General features: G+C 67.9%; 18 protein-coding genes. 2 read left to right on the top strand and 16 right to left on the bottom strand.

What is annotated here, in order from left to right; genetic code table 11:
- Positions 1 to 26 precede the first annotated feature (26 nt).
- From E5671_RS23350 to E5671_RS23315, 8 genes are all read right to left on the bottom strand, one after another.
- Positions 27 to 1,559: a type IV secretory system conjugative DNA transfer family protein gene (locus tag E5671_RS23350; protein WP_160505903.1), complete on the bottom strand. Its 1,533-nt coding sequence runs from the start codon at positions 1,557 to 1,559 to the stop codon at positions 27 to 29.
- A 3-nt stretch (positions 1,560 to 1,562) separates the two neighbouring features.
- Positions 1,563 to 2,984: an ATP-binding protein gene (locus E5671_RS23345; RefSeq protein ID WP_160505902.1), complete on the bottom strand. Its 1,422-nt coding sequence runs from the start codon at positions 2,982 to 2,984 to the stop codon at positions 1,563 to 1,565.
- Positions 2,985 to 3,009: 25 nt separating this feature from the next.
- Complete coding sequence (locus tag E5671_RS23340) at positions 3,010 to 4,569, bottom strand: SCO6880 family protein (protein WP_160505901.1); 1,560 nt, start codon at positions 4,567 to 4,569, stop codon at positions 3,010 to 3,012.
- Entirely contained in the window at positions 4,566 to 5,930 is a 1,365-nt protein-coding gene (locus tag E5671_RS23335; protein WP_160505900.1) for a hypothetical protein, read from the bottom strand. Before E5671_RS23335 ends, E5671_RS23340 begins: the two co-directional genes overlap by 4 nt.
- The gene (locus E5671_RS23330) at positions 5,920 to 6,759 is read right to left on the bottom strand and encodes a hypothetical protein (RefSeq protein WP_160505899.1); all 840 of its coding nucleotides are present in this window, start codon (positions 6,757 to 6,759) and stop codon (positions 5,920 to 5,922) included. Before E5671_RS23330 ends, E5671_RS23335 begins: the two co-directional genes overlap by 11 nt.
- A 205-nt stretch (positions 6,760 to 6,964) precedes the next feature.
- On the bottom strand, positions 6,965 to 7,273 hold the full coding sequence (locus E5671_RS23325) for a hypothetical protein (protein WP_160505898.1): 309 nt from the start codon (positions 7,271 to 7,273) through the stop codon (positions 6,965 to 6,967).
- Positions 7,274 to 7,509: 236 nt separating this feature from the next.
- Positions 7,510 to 9,267, bottom strand: a complete 1,758-nt coding sequence (locus E5671_RS23320) for a hypothetical protein (protein WP_160505897.1) — start codon at positions 9,265 to 9,267, stop codon at positions 7,510 to 7,512.
- A 100-nt stretch (positions 9,268 to 9,367) separates the two neighbouring features.
- Positions 9,368 to 9,589 (bottom strand): hypothetical protein, encoded by a 222-nt coding sequence (locus E5671_RS23315; RefSeq protein ID WP_160505896.1) that lies wholly within the window; start codon positions 9,587 to 9,589, stop codon positions 9,368 to 9,370.
- Positions 9,590 to 9,683: 94 nt separating this feature from the next.
- Between E5671_RS23315 and E5671_RS23310 the strand changes: the two genes are divergently transcribed.
- The gene (locus E5671_RS23310; RefSeq protein WP_160505895.1) at positions 9,684 to 10,481 is read left to right on the top strand and encodes a TetR/AcrR family transcriptional regulator; all 798 of its coding nucleotides are present in this window, start codon (positions 9,684 to 9,686) and stop codon (positions 10,479 to 10,481) included.
- Here the strand turns inward: E5671_RS23310 and E5671_RS23305 are convergent.
- From E5671_RS23305 to E5671_RS23290, 4 genes are all read right to left on the bottom strand, one after another.
- Positions 10,478 to 11,173 (bottom strand): hypothetical protein, encoded by a 696-nt coding sequence (locus E5671_RS23305; protein WP_160505894.1) that lies wholly within the window; start codon positions 11,171 to 11,173, stop codon positions 10,478 to 10,480. The two genes, E5671_RS23310 and E5671_RS23305, sit on opposite strands and share 4 nt — an antisense overlap.
- On the bottom strand, positions 11,170 to 11,790 hold the full coding sequence (locus tag E5671_RS23300) for a hypothetical protein (protein ID WP_160505893.1): 621 nt from the start codon (positions 11,788 to 11,790) through the stop codon (positions 11,170 to 11,172). The genes E5671_RS23305 and E5671_RS23300 overlap by 4 nt, the downstream gene beginning before the upstream one ends.
- Before the next feature lie 94 nt (positions 11,791 to 11,884).
- Positions 11,885 to 13,117, bottom strand: a complete 1,233-nt coding sequence (locus E5671_RS23295) for a PspA/IM30 family protein (protein WP_160505892.1) — start codon at positions 13,115 to 13,117, stop codon at positions 11,885 to 11,887.
- The gene (locus E5671_RS23290) at positions 13,114 to 13,440 is read right to left on the bottom strand and encodes a hypothetical protein (RefSeq protein ID WP_160505891.1); all 327 of its coding nucleotides are present in this window, start codon (positions 13,438 to 13,440) and stop codon (positions 13,114 to 13,116) included. Before E5671_RS23290 ends, E5671_RS23295 begins: the two co-directional genes overlap by 4 nt.
- A 285-nt stretch (positions 13,441 to 13,725) precedes the next feature.
- On the opposite strand from E5671_RS23290, the gene E5671_RS23285 reads away from it, so the two are divergent.
- Positions 13,726 to 14,364: an NADPH-dependent F420 reductase gene (locus tag E5671_RS23285; RefSeq protein ID WP_160505890.1), complete on the top strand. Its 639-nt coding sequence runs from the start codon at positions 13,726 to 13,728 to the stop codon at positions 14,362 to 14,364.
- 40 nt (positions 14,365 to 14,404) lie between these two features.
- On the opposite strand, the gene E5671_RS23280 is transcribed toward E5671_RS23285, so the two are convergent.
- The 4 genes from E5671_RS23280 to E5671_RS23265 form a co-directional block, all read right to left on the bottom strand.
- Positions 14,405 to 15,040, bottom strand: coding sequence for a DUF4232 domain-containing protein (locus E5671_RS23280; protein WP_160505889.1), 636 nt, complete (start codon positions 15,038 to 15,040; stop codon positions 14,405 to 14,407).
- A gap of 337 nt (positions 15,041 to 15,377) precedes the next feature.
- Complete coding sequence (locus E5671_RS23275) at positions 15,378 to 15,617, bottom strand: DUF397 domain-containing protein (protein ID WP_160505888.1); 240 nt, start codon at positions 15,615 to 15,617, stop codon at positions 15,378 to 15,380.
- A 287-nt stretch (positions 15,618 to 15,904) separates the two neighbouring features.
- Positions 15,905 to 16,093, bottom strand: coding sequence for a DUF397 domain-containing protein (locus tag E5671_RS23270; RefSeq protein WP_160505887.1), 189 nt, complete (start codon positions 16,091 to 16,093; stop codon positions 15,905 to 15,907).
- A gap of 10 nt (positions 16,094 to 16,103) precedes the next feature.
- The gene (locus E5671_RS23265; protein ID WP_160505886.1) at positions 16,104 to 16,949 is read right to left on the bottom strand and encodes a Scr1 family TA system antitoxin-like transcriptional regulator; all 846 of its coding nucleotides are present in this window, start codon (positions 16,947 to 16,949) and stop codon (positions 16,104 to 16,106) included.
- Positions 16,950 to 16,969: the final 20 nt, after the last annotated feature.

Here is a 16,969-nt window from a genome sequence, read left to right as displayed (position 1 = left end):
CCTGAGGCCGTGGCCCGCGCCGGGTGTCAGCCGGGGAGCTCCGCGTGCGGCCAGCGGGCTCGGGCCTGTTCGCGGGAGCGGAGGAGGGCCAGGGTGGGCAGGCCGCGGTCCGCGCCGGTGGACAGGAGCTCCGGGAGCTGGGGGAGCGGTGCTACGGCGGCCACGTCGTCGAGGACCAGCGTCATTGGTGGGTCGAGCCGACCGGAGGATGACCGTTCGGCCATGCGCCGGCCGTGCTCGACCACGCTTGAGGCGAGTGCCGTGAGGAGGGGCATCGCGCCCGGCCCCTTGGGCGATTTGGGGTCCTCGATGGGTTCACCCACCACGAAAAGCGTGCCCCCTTCATCGATGAAGGAATCCAGGGTGAGGGAATCGGTTCGGTTTGGGGTGCACGATTCCCGTACGTTCAGGGTGAAGAGGGCGGACAGTGCGCGTGCCGTCAACTCCTGGGCCATGTCGCGCCGTTCCGGGTACGCCGTGAGGGCCGCCTCCAGCTCGCCCGCGGCTCCCGCGGTGGCCTTCTGGTGGGTGCGGAGGATGCGGACTGCCTCTTGGACTTGGGTGCCTTGTGCCCAGCGGTGTACGTGCTTGACCGGGCGGCCGTCCACCGCTGCCGCGTGGAGGAAGCTGCGGAGGAGGGTTTCGGCGGTGTCGGCGACGGTGCTGTCCAGCTTGGCGCTTGGCCTTATGGCGGCCAGCAGGGCGGTGGCTCGTTGTGCCGCGGTTGCCTTGTCCTCGCAGGCGGTGGTGGGGGACCAGTGCAGTCTTGCGGGGGTGTCGCAGAGGTGGGAGGGGTCGTAGACGAGGACTGGGCCGAGCTTCGCTCTGGCGTCTTTTGTCTCTTCCCACAGGGTGGGGTCCGATGTCAGTACTAGGGCTGCGCCCTCTGCGTCTCGGATTGCTTCTGCGGCTAGGGGTCTGCGGGTTTCTTGGGGGCCCAGTACCAGGGGGGTACGAGGGGTAGGAACCGTGGCTGTCTCTGCACCCAGCACCTCGGTGCTCTGCGGCACCGCAGCCCTGACGTCCTGTTCATCGGCGCCCGGCGGTGTGGGCTGTGCCCACCCTCCCCCACTCTCGGCTGCGCTCGAGCGGGGGGACCCCCATCGCCCTGCGGGACGATTGCCCACAACCGGGGCGACGGCGGGTTCTGGTGGCGCCTCGCGCCTCGCCCTTCGTACCGCCCTCCACCGCGTGACCGTCCCCATCACGAAGATCGTGAGCACCACGAGGACCATCAGCTGGCCGATCAGCAGGCCCCAGAACAGGCCGTAGCCCGTGAGTTGAGGTGCCGGGGTCGCCGGCCACGCGCCCGCGATGTCGTGCGGCTGCTGTACCAGGTGCCGCATCGCCACCGGCGTATTGCCGAAGGTGACGTTCTTGGGCCAGGAGCCGTGCGAGAACAGGCCCGCCAGGCCCGTCGCCGACCAGACGAGCACCGTCAGGCCGAGCACGAAGGCGAGGCCGCCCACCAGGAGGCCGTCGGGGATGCCCCGTTCCCGTGACTCGCGCCGCCCGTCCCGGTAGCGGTAGTCGGAAGGCTCGGGCTCCCGGTACCCCATCCCCTACGCCACCCCGGAACGCGACGACGACGGACCGTTCATCTGCTGCTCCATGTACGCCGCCCGCTCCTCCGCCTCCAGCTCCGCCGCCCGCATCGCGTCGTCGCCGAGCAGCTGGTCCGCCGACGATTCCGTCATGGCGCGGTCGGTGAAGACCAGGGGGCGTTCAGTCTCCGTGATCAGGTGTTTGACGACCTGGACGTTGCCGTTCACGTCCCACACCGCGATGCCAGGCGTGAGGGTGGGGATGATCTCCACCGCCCAGCGTGGCAGGCCGAGGACCCGGCCGGTCGCTCTCGCCTCGTCCGCCTTCTGGGCGTAGATGGTGCGGGTCGACGCCATCTTCAGGATTGCCGCCGCCTCCTTGGCCGCCGCCCCGTCCACCACGTCACTCAAGTGGTGCACCACCGCCACGAACGACAGACCGAGCCGCCGCCCGAACTTCAGCAGCCGCTGGAACAGCTGCGCCACGAAGGGGGAGTTGATGATGTGCCACGCCTCTTCCACCAGGAAGATGCGCTTCTTGCGGTCAGGGCGGATCCACGTGTGTTCGAGCCAGACGCCCACGATCGCCATCAGGATCGGCATCGCGATCGAGTTGCGGTCGATGTGCGAGAGGTCGAAGACGATCAGCGGCGCGTCCAGGTCGATGCCGACCGTGGTCGGGCCGTCGAACATGCCCCGCAGGTCACCGTCCACCAGGCGGTCCAGGACGAGCGCGACGTCCAGACCCCATGCCCGTACGTCGTCTATGGCGACGTTCATGGCCTCGGCCGACTCCGGCTCCGGGTGGCGCAGCTGCTCCACGATGTCGGTCAGGACCGGCTGGCGTTCCACGATCGTCTCGTTCACGTACGCGTGGGCGACCTTGAGCGCGAAGCCCGAGCGCTCGTCGAGGCCGTGCCCCATCGCGACTTCGATGATCGTGCGGAGCAGGGCGAGCTGACCCGTCGTGGTGATCGAGGGGTCCAGCGGGTTGAGGCGGATGCCCATGTCCAGGGCGGCCGTCGGGTCGAGGCGGATGGGAGTTATCCCCAGCTCCTGGGCGATGAGGTTCCATTCGCCGACGCCGTCCTCGCCCTGCGCGTCGAGGACGACGACCTGGCGGTCCTTGAACCTCAACTGCCGCAGGACGTACGTCTTCTCGAGCGCCGACTTGCCGTTGCCCGACTCGCCGAGCACCAGCCAGTGGGGGGCCGGGAGCTGCTGGCCGTAGAGCTGGAACGGGTCGTAGATGTATCCCTTGCCGGAGTACACCTCGCGCCCGATGATCACGCCCGAGTCGCCGAGGCCGGGGGCGGCCGTCGGCAGATAGACCGCCTGGGCCTGCCCCGTCGACGTACGCACGGGAAGTCTGGTCGTCTCCACCTTCCCGAACAGGAAGGACGTGAAGGCGTCCGTGAGGATGGTCAGCGGATCCCGCATGGTGGCAGCCCTCGCCTCTACGTCTCTAGCGTCGGATGCCGGTCGCGAACGGCAGCGTATTGACGAAGGCCCTGTGGTGCTCGCGGTCGCACCACTCCAGCTTCAGATACGACTTCCCGGCCGAGGCCCGGATGGTGCGCTTGTCGCGCGCGAGGGCTTCGGGGGAACGGGACGAGACGGTGATGTAGCCGACGAGATTGACGCCGGCCGCGCCGCTCGCGAGGTCCTCGCCGCGCTGGTCCAGACGGGAGTTCGACGCGATGTCACGCGGGTCGACCGTGCGGTTCAGCTTGGCCTGGCGGCTGGCTTCGGCCTCGTCGTTCGTCTTCTCCGTCAGCATGCGCTCGATGGCGACCTCGGTGGGTTCGAGGTCCATGGTGACGGCGACCGTGCGGATCACGTCCGGGGTGTGGACGAGCAGCGGGGCGAGGAAGTTGACGCCGACGGGCGTCATCGGCCACTCCTTCACCCAGGCCGTGGCGTGACACCAGGGCGCGCGGGTGGAGGACTCACGGGTCTTGGCCTGGAGGTAGGTGGGCTCCATGGCGTCGAGCTCGGCGGGCCATGCGTTGCGCTTGGTCATCGCCTGGATGTGGTCGATGGGGTGGTCCGGGTCGTACATGGAGTGCACGAGGGACGACAGCCGCCCTTGGCCCAGCGGCTGTCGTACGCGGATGTCCGCTTCCTGGAGCCGCGAGCAGATGTCGGTCAGTTCGCGCGCCATGACGACCGCGAGACCGGCGTCCTTGTCGAGCTTCCGGCCTCCGTGCGGGCGGCTGGCGCGGGCCATCGCCTGGGCCTCGGCGGCCAGGTCGCGGGAGTAGTGCATGCAGGCCACGAGGTACGCGCGGTGCTGCTCGCTGCTGGTGGAGACCATCGACTGGAGCTGCTCGTACGACTGCTGAAGCCAGGGCAGTGCCCGGTCGTCGCCTCGTACGGTGACGTCCTTGGCGTGGGCGTCCGGGTCGGCGGGAAGGGTGCGCGCGAGCATCTGGAGCCGCGTCACGAAGCCGTCGCCGTTGGCGACGTGCTTGAGCAGCGTCCCGAACCGGTCGACCAGCGCCTCCTGGTCCTCGGAGTCGCGAAGGCCTACGCCCGGCCCCTCGATCTCGATGGCGGCGGTGACGGTGCGCCGGTCGGCGTGCAGCAGTACGGCGATTTCATCCGGCCCGAAGGGCGCGGCCAGCCAGCTGATGCGGCCGATCCCGGGCGGCGGGCCGACCTCGACCTCCCTGCCGTCGAAGCGGACGCCCGCTTCGGGGGTGGCGGAGCGGTAGGCGGTGCCGTGCTTCAGGGAGCGCTTGTAGCTGCGGTTGATTTCAAACCATTTGAAGAACGTGCGGCCCTTGTAGGGGACGTAGACCGCGGCGATCGCCAGCATCGGGAAGCCCATGAGCAGCACGATGCGCAGGGAGAGGACCGGGACGAGGAGGCCGCACATCATTCCGACGAAGGCGCCGGCGATGATCAGCGCGATCTCACCGGTCTCCCGGTTCTTGCCGACGATCGCGTTCGGCCGTGCGCGGCCGATCAGATATGTGCGGCGGGGCGCGACCGGATGGGACACGTGGGACTGGGTGGTCATGAACGCCCTTCACCTCCCGTGCGATTGGTAGTGCCAGTGGAACCTGTGGAGCCGTGTCCCGAGCCGCGGTTGCGCGCGTGCGGAGTGCTGGTCGCGCTGCCCCGGGGCGGGGGTGCGGCGGAGGGGACAGATCCGCCGCCGTTCGACGAGCCGCCGCCTCCGCTGGGGCGGCTGCTGTGGGCGGCGACGCCGCCGCTGGCGGGGTTGGACGGCCGCGACTGGTTGTTGCCGCCTCCGCCTCCGCCTCCACGGGAGCTGTGGGTCTTGATGCCCTGGGAGACGAGGGACGCGGGGGAGGTGATGACGGCCGCGGCGCGGTTCTCGGCGCCCTGGGAGATGCGGTTGTTCCGGGAGCCCGCGATCTCGTCGCCGAAGCCGGGGACGAAGCGGTAGATCATGGCGCTCGCGAAGATGGCGAGCAGGATGATCGAGAGCCCGGAGACGACGGCGGAGAACGCGTCGGGTCCGTCGTCGGCGGAGAGCGCGCCGGCGAGGCCGAGCACGATGACGATGATCGGTTTGACGAGGATGACGGCGATCATGATCCCCGCCCAGCGGCGGACGTGCGTCCACAGGTTCTTGTCGACGAGGCCCGCGTACACGACGGTGCCGAGCAGGGCGCCTACGTAGAGCAGGGCGGCCCGGATGACGAGCTCCAGCCACAGCACTCCGGCCGCGAGGATCGACACGAGCGAGACGACGATCAGCATGATCGGCCCGCCGCCGATGTCCTCGCCCTTCTTCAGGGCCTCGGAGAAGGTCCCGAAGAAGGTGTCCGTCTGGCCGCCGGTGGCCTTCGCGATGACGTCCGTGACGCCGTCGGCCGCGGAGACGACCGTATAGAGGATCAGCGGCGTGAAGGCGGACGCGAGGACCGTCAGCCACAGGAACCCGATGGCTTCGGAGAGCGCGGTGGTGAGGGGGACGCCTCGCACCGCGCGCTTGGCCACCGCGAGGAGCCAGAGCAGCAGGGTCAGGATGGTGGACGCGGCGAAGACGACCGCGTACTGCTTGAGGAAGCTGGGGTTCGTGAAGTCGACCTCGGCGGTCTCCTTCACGGCTTCGGAGAGCTTGTCGACGGTCCAGGAGGCGGCGTCGGCGCAGCCCTTTGCCAGGGAGGAGAGGGGGTCGAGGGTGGAGTCGAGGGGGGACTCGGTGGGGTAGTCGCCTCCGCCTCCGCTTCCGCTTCCTCCGCCGTCTTGGCCTTTTTCGCAGTACTTCTTGGCGGGGCCGACGATGAGGTCACACTTCTCGTCGTCCGGTTCGGGCGCCGCGTAGGCGCGTGAGGCCAGTAGGATCGCCGCAGACTGCACGGCGGCAACCGTGGCCGTGAGCTTCAGGGCACGTCGGCTACCGGGCATACGTGAACCCTCCGTACTCCTGGACGGCCTTGGCGATCTCGTCGGCCGTGGAGACCTTGTTGTCGCCGTTCACGGGAGCCGGGCCGTCCTTCGAGGAGTACCGCTCGACCTTCCAGTCCCCGCCGGTCCACCGCAGCTTGAACGTCATGGTGAACCAGTCATTGCTCACGGGGTTCGTCGTGTTCTGTCCGGCCGTGCCGAAGGCGCCGGTGCACCACACCTGCACGGTGGCAGCGCTGTCCGCGTACGCGGTGGTTTTGGTGCCGACGGGCACGGTGCGCGAGACGTAGGTCTCGCCGGGCGCGGGGTTGCCGTTCGCGTCCAGGCCGACCTTGTCCAGGAATTCCTTGGAGTAGGTCTTGCCGAAGTCCCGCTCCAGCGCGGCCACCTTGTCGGGCACGAAGATCTGACGCACGATCTGGGCCCTGCGGGCGGGCTTGAGGATGTCGGCCGAGACCAGCGTCACCGCGTAGTTGGATGCGGCGCTCTGTACGCCCTGCTCGCTCTTCGCGAACCCGGAGGGGATCCCCGACGTCTTGCCGTCGACAGGACGCTCCCCGGTAGGGGCGGTGGGAGCCGCCCCCGGCTTCTCGCTGTCCCCGCTGCCCTCTCCGGAGGAGCCCCCACCCCCACGGTTCGCAAAGGCGATAGCCGCAATCAGCAGCACCACCACACCCACCACCGTCACGAGGCTCCGTGACGAAGAACGGCTGGATCTGCGCGATCCGCCGTACCCGTCCTGGCCGCCCCCCTCCCCCTCGGGAAGCCGCGTCCGGGTTTCGCCCGAGCCGCCGTAGAGGCCGTCGTTTCGCTCGTCGTCGAGACTCATGCCGCGCACGCCCCCTCAACCTCTCGGTGTACCGCCACGTACGACGGTAGCCGTGCTGGTTCCCGCGCGGGCGCGGTGTGGTGACTCGACATCAGGGAGTTGCAACCTCAGCCGGTGGGCACGACGGATGGGTGGGTCGAAGGGGGACAGGGGGAGGGGACAGGACGGGGACGGGGAAGGGAACGGGGACGTAAGTGGTGGCGGGCTAGACCGCCATCCCGTACACGATGGTGAAGACCGTGCCGAGCGATCCGATGATGAAGACGCCGGTCAGGCCCGCGATGATCAGGCCCTTGCCCTGCTCCGCACTGAACGTGTCGCGCAGCGCCGTCGCGCCGATGCGCTGCTTCGCCGCGCCCCAGATCGCAATGCCGAGACAGAGGAGGATGGCGATCGCCATCACGACCTCGATCATCACCCGCGCCTCGTTGCCCAGGCTCCCGAAGGGACCCCAGTCGGGGGCGATCCCGCCGATGATGGTGGTGATGTCGCCCTTTTCGGCTGCCATAAGCATGTGTAACTCACCGCCCCTAGTGGGTTGTTCCGTCACCTCTGCCTACCGCAGTACAGAGGACAGCTCATTCTCGCCGACAAACGGGCCAGTGCATGTCGACTTGGCGTCATTCGTTGGCTGAAACGTATGGTCACTCTGTGTATCACGCTGAGTGACGCCGGGCAATGACGGCCCGGCGTGCCCTCTGACCAGGTCTCATTCTGACCTGGTTCGGTGACGGGGACTCACATCATCGGTCATACAACCCCGTCGAGGCCATCCAGACCATCGAGACCGTCCAGGCCGTCGAGGTCGCCCAGGCCGCCGCCCGTCACCACGTACGAGCAGTCGGTGTAGCGGTAGCCAGGCTGGACCTTGCTGCCCTCGGCGTTGTTGCGGACGCTGCCCACGCTGCTCGTGTCGCGCTTGTAGAGGAAGTGGTAGTCGCCGGGGGGCAGACGGAGCGTCTTCTGCGGGTGTCCCTTGCCCGCCAGGCAGGCCTTCTTGCCCTGGGCCTTGCTGGTGTACGTCTTGCAGCCGCCGCACGAGGTGAGCTTGAGGCTGCCGGTGGTGGGGCCGGTGTAGAGCACTTCGAGCGGGCCGGGGCCGCCGTTCTCGACGACGTACGTGAGCTTCGCGCCGCCCGGTGACTTCGTCGGCGGCAGGCTGCGGCCCGCCGCCGGGCGGGCGTCGGCGATCTCGGCGGCGATGGCGATGTCCTTGGCGCGGTCGCGCTTGCCGTTGCTCTTGTAGGTCCCCGCGAAGTCGTTGAGCGTCTTGGCGGCCTGGCTGAACTTCCCGTCCTTGAACTCGTCCACTCCGCACGCGTACACCCCGGACTCCACCGCGCTCGCCGCGTCGTCGGAGAGGCCGGCGCCCGCGTCGTCGGGGAGGGCCTTGGCGGTGGAGCCGATGCCGCGGAGTTCCTCGGTGGCCTTGCAGGGGTCGGAGCCCTTGAGGTCGGAGGAGCGCGAGTCGATGGCGTCGCGGATGGCGGGTTCGACCTTCTTGGCCTGGTCGGAGTCGGGGAACGTCCGCAGGAGCTCACCGAGCTCGCCGCCGCTTCCGGCCGTGGTGGTGGTTCCGATCCCCTGGCTGCCGCATTCGTAGAGGGAGGTGGCAAGGCGGTCGTCGGGCCAGGTGGCGAGGGTGCCTACGCGATCCTTGCCGAGGGTGTTGGGGAGGGTGCGGAGGTACTTCAGGGGGGCGAGGGCGTCGCAGTACTTGCGCTCTTCGTAAGGGGCGGCGACGGCTTTGTAGTACGCGGTGAGGCTGTCCGGGACGCGCTTGGCGGCCTTCGATCCGGGGTGGTCGTCGCCGAGGTCGCGGTAGATGGCGAGGGCGGAGCGGTAGTCGTCCTCGGCCGCGTCGAAGGTGCGGCCGTCGGCGGCCGTGACGATCTTGTCGGCCTTGTCGAGCCGGTCGAGCAGCATCTCCTCGACGGCTTCGTCGCGCGCGGCGTCGTACGCGATGACGCCGCCGGCGGGGACGGCGAGGAGAACGAGCCCGAGCCCGACGGCGAGCGGCGCGCGGAGGGGCCAGGCCTGGTGGGTACGGAGGGCGCGGCGGGCCCCGTCGGCCGCCGCGAGGAGCAGGAAGGCCACGAACCCGATGAGTACGCCGCCGGGGACGCCGTCGACTTCAGCGGGGAACGCCACGAAGAGCAGCGCGGCGGTCGCGGCCCAGCACAGGGCGGCCAGGAGCCATCGCTTCAGGAGGACGTAGCCGAGGCCGAGGCCGGTGAGATTGAGAAGCCCGGCGGAGAGGGCACGCAGGGGGTCGGGTGCGGGTGCGGGTGCGGGCGGGGGTGGGCCGTAGGTGGGCGGGCCTGCGGGAGGCGGGGGTGTCGTCGGGGGCGGCGCAATTGGGGGCGGCGGTCCGAACTGGCCGCCTTGACCGCCCTGGCCGAACTGGCCGCCCTGGCCGAACTGTCCGCCTTGGTCGGCCTGACCGCCCTGGCCGGGTGGTACCGCATCGCTCGGCGTGCTGCTGCCGTGCTCGTCCCCAGGTTGCATGTTCGGCTCCCCCCAGCCGTCACAACGCAGCGCTTTGATTTGCGCCCAATTCCCCAACGATCGGGGAAAGTTGGACACCCGTCAACCGCCCGTGCTCCCCTCAGTTCCGGCGGCCGAGCGCTTTCGCGTGGGAGTGGGACCAGCCGGTCAGGAGCACGCCCGCGGCGAGCGCGACGACGTAGGCGACCAGGAGGACCGCGAAGCCGCCGGGGAGCCAGCCGAGGAGGCCGGTGTAGTCGTGGTCGAGGAGCAGTCGGATGAGGCCTTGAGCGGAGAAACACATCAGGATCGCGCCGAGGACCTGGAGGATGTCGTATTTCACGTTACGAACGTATCAGCGCCCTTTCCAGATTTCCGCACGCACAAGGCCATTCCCTCCAATTTCGTCACACATTCCAGGTTCTATGGTGAGAGATATGCGTGACGAAAAGAAGGACCAGGCCCGCTGCACGGTCTGCCGTGCCGGAATCAGCGCCGCGGGCAAGCGCGGCCGCCCCGCTCTCTACTGCTCCCGCAGCTGCCAGGCGAGGGCCTACCGGCGGCGGAAGCAGCCGCCCGTCCCGGCGCCCGAGAGCCCCGCGCCCACGTCCGGCGCGCGGACGCGCAGGCGCAGGCAGATCGCCGAGGCGGTGTGGCGCATCGCCGCCGAGCGGGGCCTGGACGCGGCGAGCATGCGGGAGGTCGCGGCAGAGGCGGGGGTGTCGCTCCGCATGGTCCAGTACCACTTCGGCAGCAAGCACCAACTCCTCGTAGCCGCCCTGCACATGCTCCACCGCGAGAACGAACGCCTGGCCAGGACCCGCATCCACTTCGACCCCGCGAACCTGCGCGGCGTACTGAGCGCGATGCTCGACGAGTTCCTGCCGCTGGACGCCCAACGGGCCATGGCCTTGCGGGTCTTCTCCGCGTACTACGCCCGCAGCCTCACCGACCCCGCCATCGCGGAGGTCTTCCTGAGCGACGACCACCCCTTGGAGGAACTAGTCGCCGGTTTCATCACCACGGCCCAGGAGTGCGGGCAAACGGCCCCCGGCCTGGACGCCCGCCGCGAGGCCGACCTACTGGTGGCCGCCGCGGTCGGCCTGGGCGGCGACGTACTGCACGCCCGCCGCACCCTGAACGACGTACGCGCCACGCTGGACTACCACCTGACCAAGATCTTCAGCCCGGCCGCCCGCCCTGCTGTAGCTCGGGCTTCTGGAGGTGGCGGCTAGCTGCTCTTCTCGGCTTTGGCGATCGCTTCGGCCTCGAGCAGAGGGTTCTCGAAGCTGACGTTCTCTGCCATCTGGTGGACCAGGCTCCGGTACTCCGAGCGCCGGCTCACAGCGGTGGTGCCCAGCGTGAGCACCACAAGGCGTTTGCCGTCCGGGTGTGGGAGGTGGGCGAAGACCTGGAGGATCGGATCCTGAGGGAGGCCGGACTCGGCGTTCGGGGTGCGCACCAGCTCGCTGAACGACGCCGGGCCACACGGCAGTTCGAGGTACTCGATGTTTGTGTGGCCCTCGGCGCCTGCGACGGCTCTGGCGGCGGTGACGGCGGGCGTTGCTGTGGCGATATCTCGCCAGGACAGGGTGAGGAGGGAGAGCAGGTAGCCGCCGTTGTCGTTGACGGAAATGTCGTCACGGTGCAGGCCGATCGAGCAGTGAACGGTGGTGGCTTCCATCAGGGCGGCCAGTAGCTGTTGGACTAGGGCGAGTTGCATCAGAAGCTGCTTGCGGGCGGTGTCGTCCGGGGCTGACTTCATGAGCGGCTCAATGGCGGTGCGCAACTCGTGGTCTCCAGCCGAGCCGGGCGGGTTCAGCAGCGCAGCTATGGGGATCGGGTTGAAGCCCGCGGGAACGGCGAACCAGAAGTGGGCGTTGGGTTCATTCATCGACTCGTCGAGGATGAACCCGGGTGTACTCAACGGGGTGTCTCCTTCTTGCGGAATGAATCAGCGGCTGGGACGAATCCGGCGTGCCGAGCACGCTCGAGGTCCGAGGGTGTGGCCCCCCACTCCGTGAGGCGGGCGCCATTGGCCTTCGCCAGGCGCTGGCTGAGGATCATCATCCGGCGAGGCGTCGTGCCGCTCGGAGTAGGTACGGCGATGAGACCGATCATGCGAGGGTCCCCGGCGAACCAGACCGTCTCGATCTGGGCCTTCAGTTGAGGCTTGGCCCGGGGTGCCATACGGCGGTGCCACCAGGTGACGCGGAAGTGTTTGGCGAAGACCAGGGGAAGTTGCTGTTCTGGGGCGGCAGGGTTGGGAAACTCGAACCATCCGAACTGATTGCCCAGGACTTCCGGCCTCTTTGACAGGCCATTCGAGACACCGTGAAGCACCTGCCATGGGTAACTCTGCAGGATGCGGAGCATGCGAAGAGCTGTAGGGATGTAGCTCAACTGGACGAGCATGCGATAAGGGCTGTAGAGCCAGTACGGCATGAAGATCCATACGGCCCAGTTGGGTGTCTTGAGTGAGATTCCCAGGAGGGCGATCCAGATGCCGATCCAACCGACCAGGCCGCCCACGTTCTTCAGCATGAGCAGGATCCAGGCGCGACGCGTTGGCGGGTGGTCCCACGCAGTGGCGAAGTCGGCAGGGTTCACTGGGTCACTCTTTCTGCAATGGAGAGGGTCAGGAGAAGAGGTAGCGTGCGGCAACCGGGAACCCGGGCAAGTCGACACCGAGTCGTGTGCCGTCGACCCCGGTTCCGACCTCGCCCCTGCGCTCGTCGTCATCGAACAAGCCGTATCCAGCAGTCACAAGGCCGATGCCGCCGGAAGCCTTGCCCACGCTGTCGGCCCACACCTGCGGATCTGCTGACCAGCTGAACGCGCGTTGGAGCAAGGGGTTGGCCAAGTTGCTGACCTCCGTGGCTTTGTCCGAGACCGCAGTGCCGTACTTGGCCATCTTTCCTCCGAGGCTCAGGACTTCGCCCCCGCTGCGGATCGCCTGCGTGGCTTCGATGCCACCCTTGGCGGCGGCTCCGAGTCCAGGCACCATGCCCAGGGTGTCGGCGCCCACCGAAACCAAGTTACTGAAGAAATCGGAGTCGAACTCGCCCTTGGTGAACCCGTCCCATAGTGACGCCCGCACCTCCGGATCCGAAAGCCGAGTCGCGAGCGCCCCCGCGCTGAGAAGCCCGGCACCCACCAGAAGAAGAGGCAGCGCAATAGGCCCGGTGAAGATCAGCGCCGCCAGCGCGAGAACCCCGGCAACCGCGCTGAGGATATCCGGAAGGTTCTCCTTGACCCACTCCCAGGATTCCTCGAGCCAGCCAGGCTCGTGCGGTGCCAGTTTGTCCGTCGCTTCGCGAATCTTGGTCGCGCGGTATTCGGACCGTTTCCCGTGCTCTTCTTCCAGACTCCGCGCCCTCGCCAGGATCCGGTCGAGTTCCGCTTGAGCGTCCTCGACCTTGCCGTTGGCGAGCTTCAGGGACTTCTTCGCGTCGTCCTGCTTGGCACCCTTCTTGTCCAGGTCGGGGTCGTCACCGGCGGTGTCGGCGTGGCCCTTCGCGGCCTTCAGCGCCTCCCGGGCGTCCTTGGCCTTGCCGTCCAGCGCTTTTGCCCGACGCTGATAGTCGTCCAGATCGACTTCCCAGCGCTCCAGTTGCTTGGCAGCCTTTTCGATGGAGCGTGCGGCATTCTTCAGGTTGAGAGACAGCGGCCCATCTTTGACAGTCTCGCGAAAGGCTACTGCCGAATCGCCTTCCCAGTAGCTGCCATCCATCAGCTTGGTGACGACCTTGCGTGTGTCGCGGAGGACAGTGACGCAGTTGCCCAGTTTCTTATGCAGCTCTTTTACGGTGTCGCAATTCCCGGGGGCCGGATTGAAGCCGAGATCCGGATAGGTGGAGGCGTCCGTCACTTCGGCACCTCGACGATGTCGTCGTTGGTCTTTCCGGCCTTGTGCAACGCCTTGACCAGAGCATCCTCGACCTCCAGGAACGCGTCCTTGCTCTGCTCGATGATCTTGCTGAGGTCCTCCGCCTGTTCACCGATCTGCTCCGCGCCGTACTTCCAGTCCTCCTGGAAGTCTTCGCAGGCTTTGTCGAGTTCGTCCGTCCCCAGGCCGCCGACAGTCGCACCGGCCAGAGCGCTCCGTAGACCCTTCAAGGACGTGACTGATCCGTCGAGCAGCTTCATGAACCCTTCGAGTTCGACTGCGTCGAGCCTCAGCCTCTCGGCCATTCCTGCCCCCTGGCGGTTGTCTTGGGTCAACCGACGCTATCGATGGGGTGCGCAGTTTCGCTAGTGCGAAGTTTGCGTCATAGGGGCCCCAACCTGTATGTACCGGGCAGGGTACGGCTGTGAATCGAAATCTGCGGGAAGGGGTGAATCTCCGTTTGCAAAAGATCTTCGTTTCGCGCTGCGGTCTGCCGCCTGTCTAGGGCTTGTGGGGTACGTCGACGGGACCAACGAACCCACGACCTCCGTCCGATTCCCCCGAACGGGGGACTCTTTAGCGTCGACCTCATGCGAATCGGACTGTTTGGAACAGGGAATGTCGCTCGCGCGCTGGCAACTGGCTGGCGGGGGGCCGGACATGATGTTGTGCTGGGGTCGCGTTCCCCGGAGGAGCGGGGTGGGGCAGAGGCGCTTGGTGGGTTCGCCGTCGTCGGGCTCGGGGAGGCTGCCGCGCATGGGGAGGTGCTGGTCAATGCCACGCCCGGGACGGAGTCCGTCGGTCTGCTGAAGGGGATCGGTGCGGCTGCCCTGGCCGGGAAGGTGCTGGTCGACGTCGGTGTCGGGTTCACCGAGAACATGGAGCTCTCCCACCCCAACTACAGCCTCAGCGAGGAGATTCAGGCGGCGTTTCCCGAGACGCCGGTCGTCAAGACGCTCGTCACCATGGACTCGGTGGTGATGACGAATCCGGGGAGCCTGGAGGAGCCGGGCATGGTCTTCCTGTCCGGTGACGACGCCGCCGCCAAGCGGACGACGCGGCAGCTGCTCAGCGACCTGGGATGGCCCGATGCCGCCCAGTTGGACCTGGGCGGCATCGGGACCGCGCGCGGTCAGGAACACGCCGCGCTGCTGTTCATAGGGGTGGGGGATTCGCTCGGCACGTACGGCTTCGGCTTCAAGGTGGTGCGTCCGAGGCAGGCCGCCTGAGCAAGTGCCTGAGCAAGTGCCGGGGCTGGGGCCGGGGGTGTCAGCCGACCTTGCCCACCGGGCTGATCTCCAGCTTGACCGCGCCCTCGCCGTCGGAGACCGGGAGCGTGCCCGCGGGCCAGTCGAGGGTGACGTGCTTGGTCTCGTCCGGAGGCGTCACGACGAGGCTGGTGATGCGGACGCCGGAGCCGCCCGAGTTGTTGTACGGGAACGTGATGTTGAAGGCGGCGGAGTCGCCGTCCTTCAGGACCCCCGGCACGGGCTGCTCGCCGTTGCGGTTCACGGAGAGGGTGTCGCCCGTGGACGCCGTCAGGTCGACTCCTGCGAAGCCCTTGATGGCGCAGTCGCGGCCGCCGCCGTTCTTGAAGACGACGGTGACGACGCCTTCCGTCTTGTCGGTGGTGTTGTCGGTGGCGTTCACTTCGAGCTCGTCGGTACGGCAGATGCCGACCTTCCCGTTGCTGTTGTCACCGGTGCCCGCGGCCGTGCCCTGGGAGGCTTCGCCGCCGCCGGAGCTCGCGCCGGTGCCGGTGTCCCCGTTGCCGCTGTCCTTGTCCGCCGACGCGGAGGGCGAGCTGGTGTCCGCCGACGCGTTGTCGTCGCCGTTGCAGGCGGTGAGCGAGAGGGCGGCGACGAGGCCGATGACTGCTGCGACGGCCTTGCGGGTGTGCTTCATGGGATCCCCCGGAGAAGTGCTGCTGTTCAGTGGTGATCACAGCTAAAGGGGAGGCCCTCGGCGAGAGCAAGGATCGTCCGCCCATCCGGGACGCTGGAACGGTTCCAGGGCCCTGACCTGCGCGAACGTGCCTTGCCTGGAATGGTCGGGTGGGATGCGCGGGGGAGGTTTTGATCATGAACATGCGGGTGATCTAGGGTCCCGGCGTCATTACTCGACGGGGGAACGGGATACACGCGTCATGGGGATGTGTCTACGGCACCTGCGCTGATCGACGGGTGCGTACTGACGGACGAGTTCGTCCAGGCCTAGTCACGAGCCGGCCGGTGGGGCGTTGTCACTCCACGCCCTCCACGAAGTGGTCGAACTCGCCTGCCTGTACGCCGAGTACGAAGGCGTCCCACTTGGCCTGGGTCGTGGTCACGACGTTCTCGGGGGCGCTGGTTTCCCGTAGGTAGACGGCGTCGTCATGGCCGTACGCGATTTCGATCCAGGGGCCTGGGCCTTCTTCCCCTTCGGGGGCGGCGCGGATCCAGTCGAGGTTCGGGGGGATGTCGGGGGGCGGGGTGGTGGTCACTTGTGGGGGTCCCTCGTGGGAATTTTGGGGGATGGGTGGAGTGGAGGAAGGCGTTATGCGGTTATTTGTTCCTATGCGGGTGGAGCATCGGGGCGCGGATTGCAGAAAAGTCCCACCGCGCGGATGGGCGGGATGGGCGGGATGGGCGGGGACGGGCGGGGAGGGTGGACCGGCGGCTGGTGGGTGCGGGGGGTGGCCCTGCGGGGCTTTCCCCGCTGCACCCATTAGCGCGCTCCGCGCGCGGGCACCCCTTCCCGAAACTGGGGCTCCGCCCCAGACCCCGCTCCTCAAGCGCCGGAGGGGCTGAGGGTGCGGAGCAGGGCCGCGAAGGCTGCGGGTTGTGCGGTGAGTATCGCTCCGGTGGGGTCGGCGCTCTCCGTTATGTGGATCGTCGTTCCGGGGCGGGGGGCGGCGACGTGTACGCAGGAGTTGCCCTGGGCGCAGTAGGACGACTTCTGCCAGTTGAGCTGGGGCATAGGGGTTCCTCTACAGGTCTTGGACGATGCTGTGGATGAAATCGCGGGACTTCACGGGCGGGAGCGCTGTGGCCTCCATGCGGTTGAGCAGTACGCGGTACTTGTCGAGCTGTGCCTCGGCGTCCAGGAACACAGGGCCGTGTGACTGGTCGAGATTCACCGTGTCGAGCTGGGGCACCGCGCCTGCCGAGTAGTAGATCGACTGCCCCGAGCCGGGGAACGTACCAGCGGCGAACGGGATCACGTGGAGGGTGATGTGCTCCCGCTCGCTCATGTCCACGAGGTGCTTGAGCTGGGTTCTGGTCACAGTGGGGCCACCGAACTGCATCCGGAGAGCCGCCTCGTGGACGATCACCTGGTTCGGTGTTGGCGCTTCGCGGAAGAGCACGGCCTGCCTCTTGATCCGGTACGAGATGCGGTGCTCGATGTCCGGGGGTGACAGCTCCGGTACGTCCTGGCGGAAGATCTCGCGGGCGTAGTCCGTGGTTTGGAGAAGGCCGGGGATGTGCACGGTCACGGCGGTTCGCAGCAGCGTGGCGTGGTGTTCGACCTCGGCCAGGTCGAGTAGCCCGGCGGGCAGGATCTCGCGGTACTCCTCCCACCACCCGCGTGCCCGTTCAGCGGTCATGCTGGCCAGCGCCTCGATGAGGGTTCTGTCCGAGCAGCCGTAATGGCAGGCGAGGGCGCGTACTCGTGCCGGACTCATGCCGAGCCGTCCGGACTCCATGTTGCTGACCTGGTTCTGCTTCACGCCGAGCAGCTTCCCCGCCTCCGTCGACGTGAGGCCGGCACGTTCACGGAGCTTGCGAAGCTCGCTGCCCAGCCGGAGTTGACGTCCCGTCGGGTTGGTTCTCACGGGCGCGCTCGCCTCTCCTC

It is taken from the genome of Streptomyces sp. BA2 (assembly GCF_009769735.1).
GTDB lineage: Bacteria > Actinomycetota > Actinomycetes > Streptomycetales > Streptomycetaceae > Streptomyces.
Note: the sequence above shows the minus strand (reverse complement) of the source record. Positions and strands in the feature narration are given on the sequence as shown.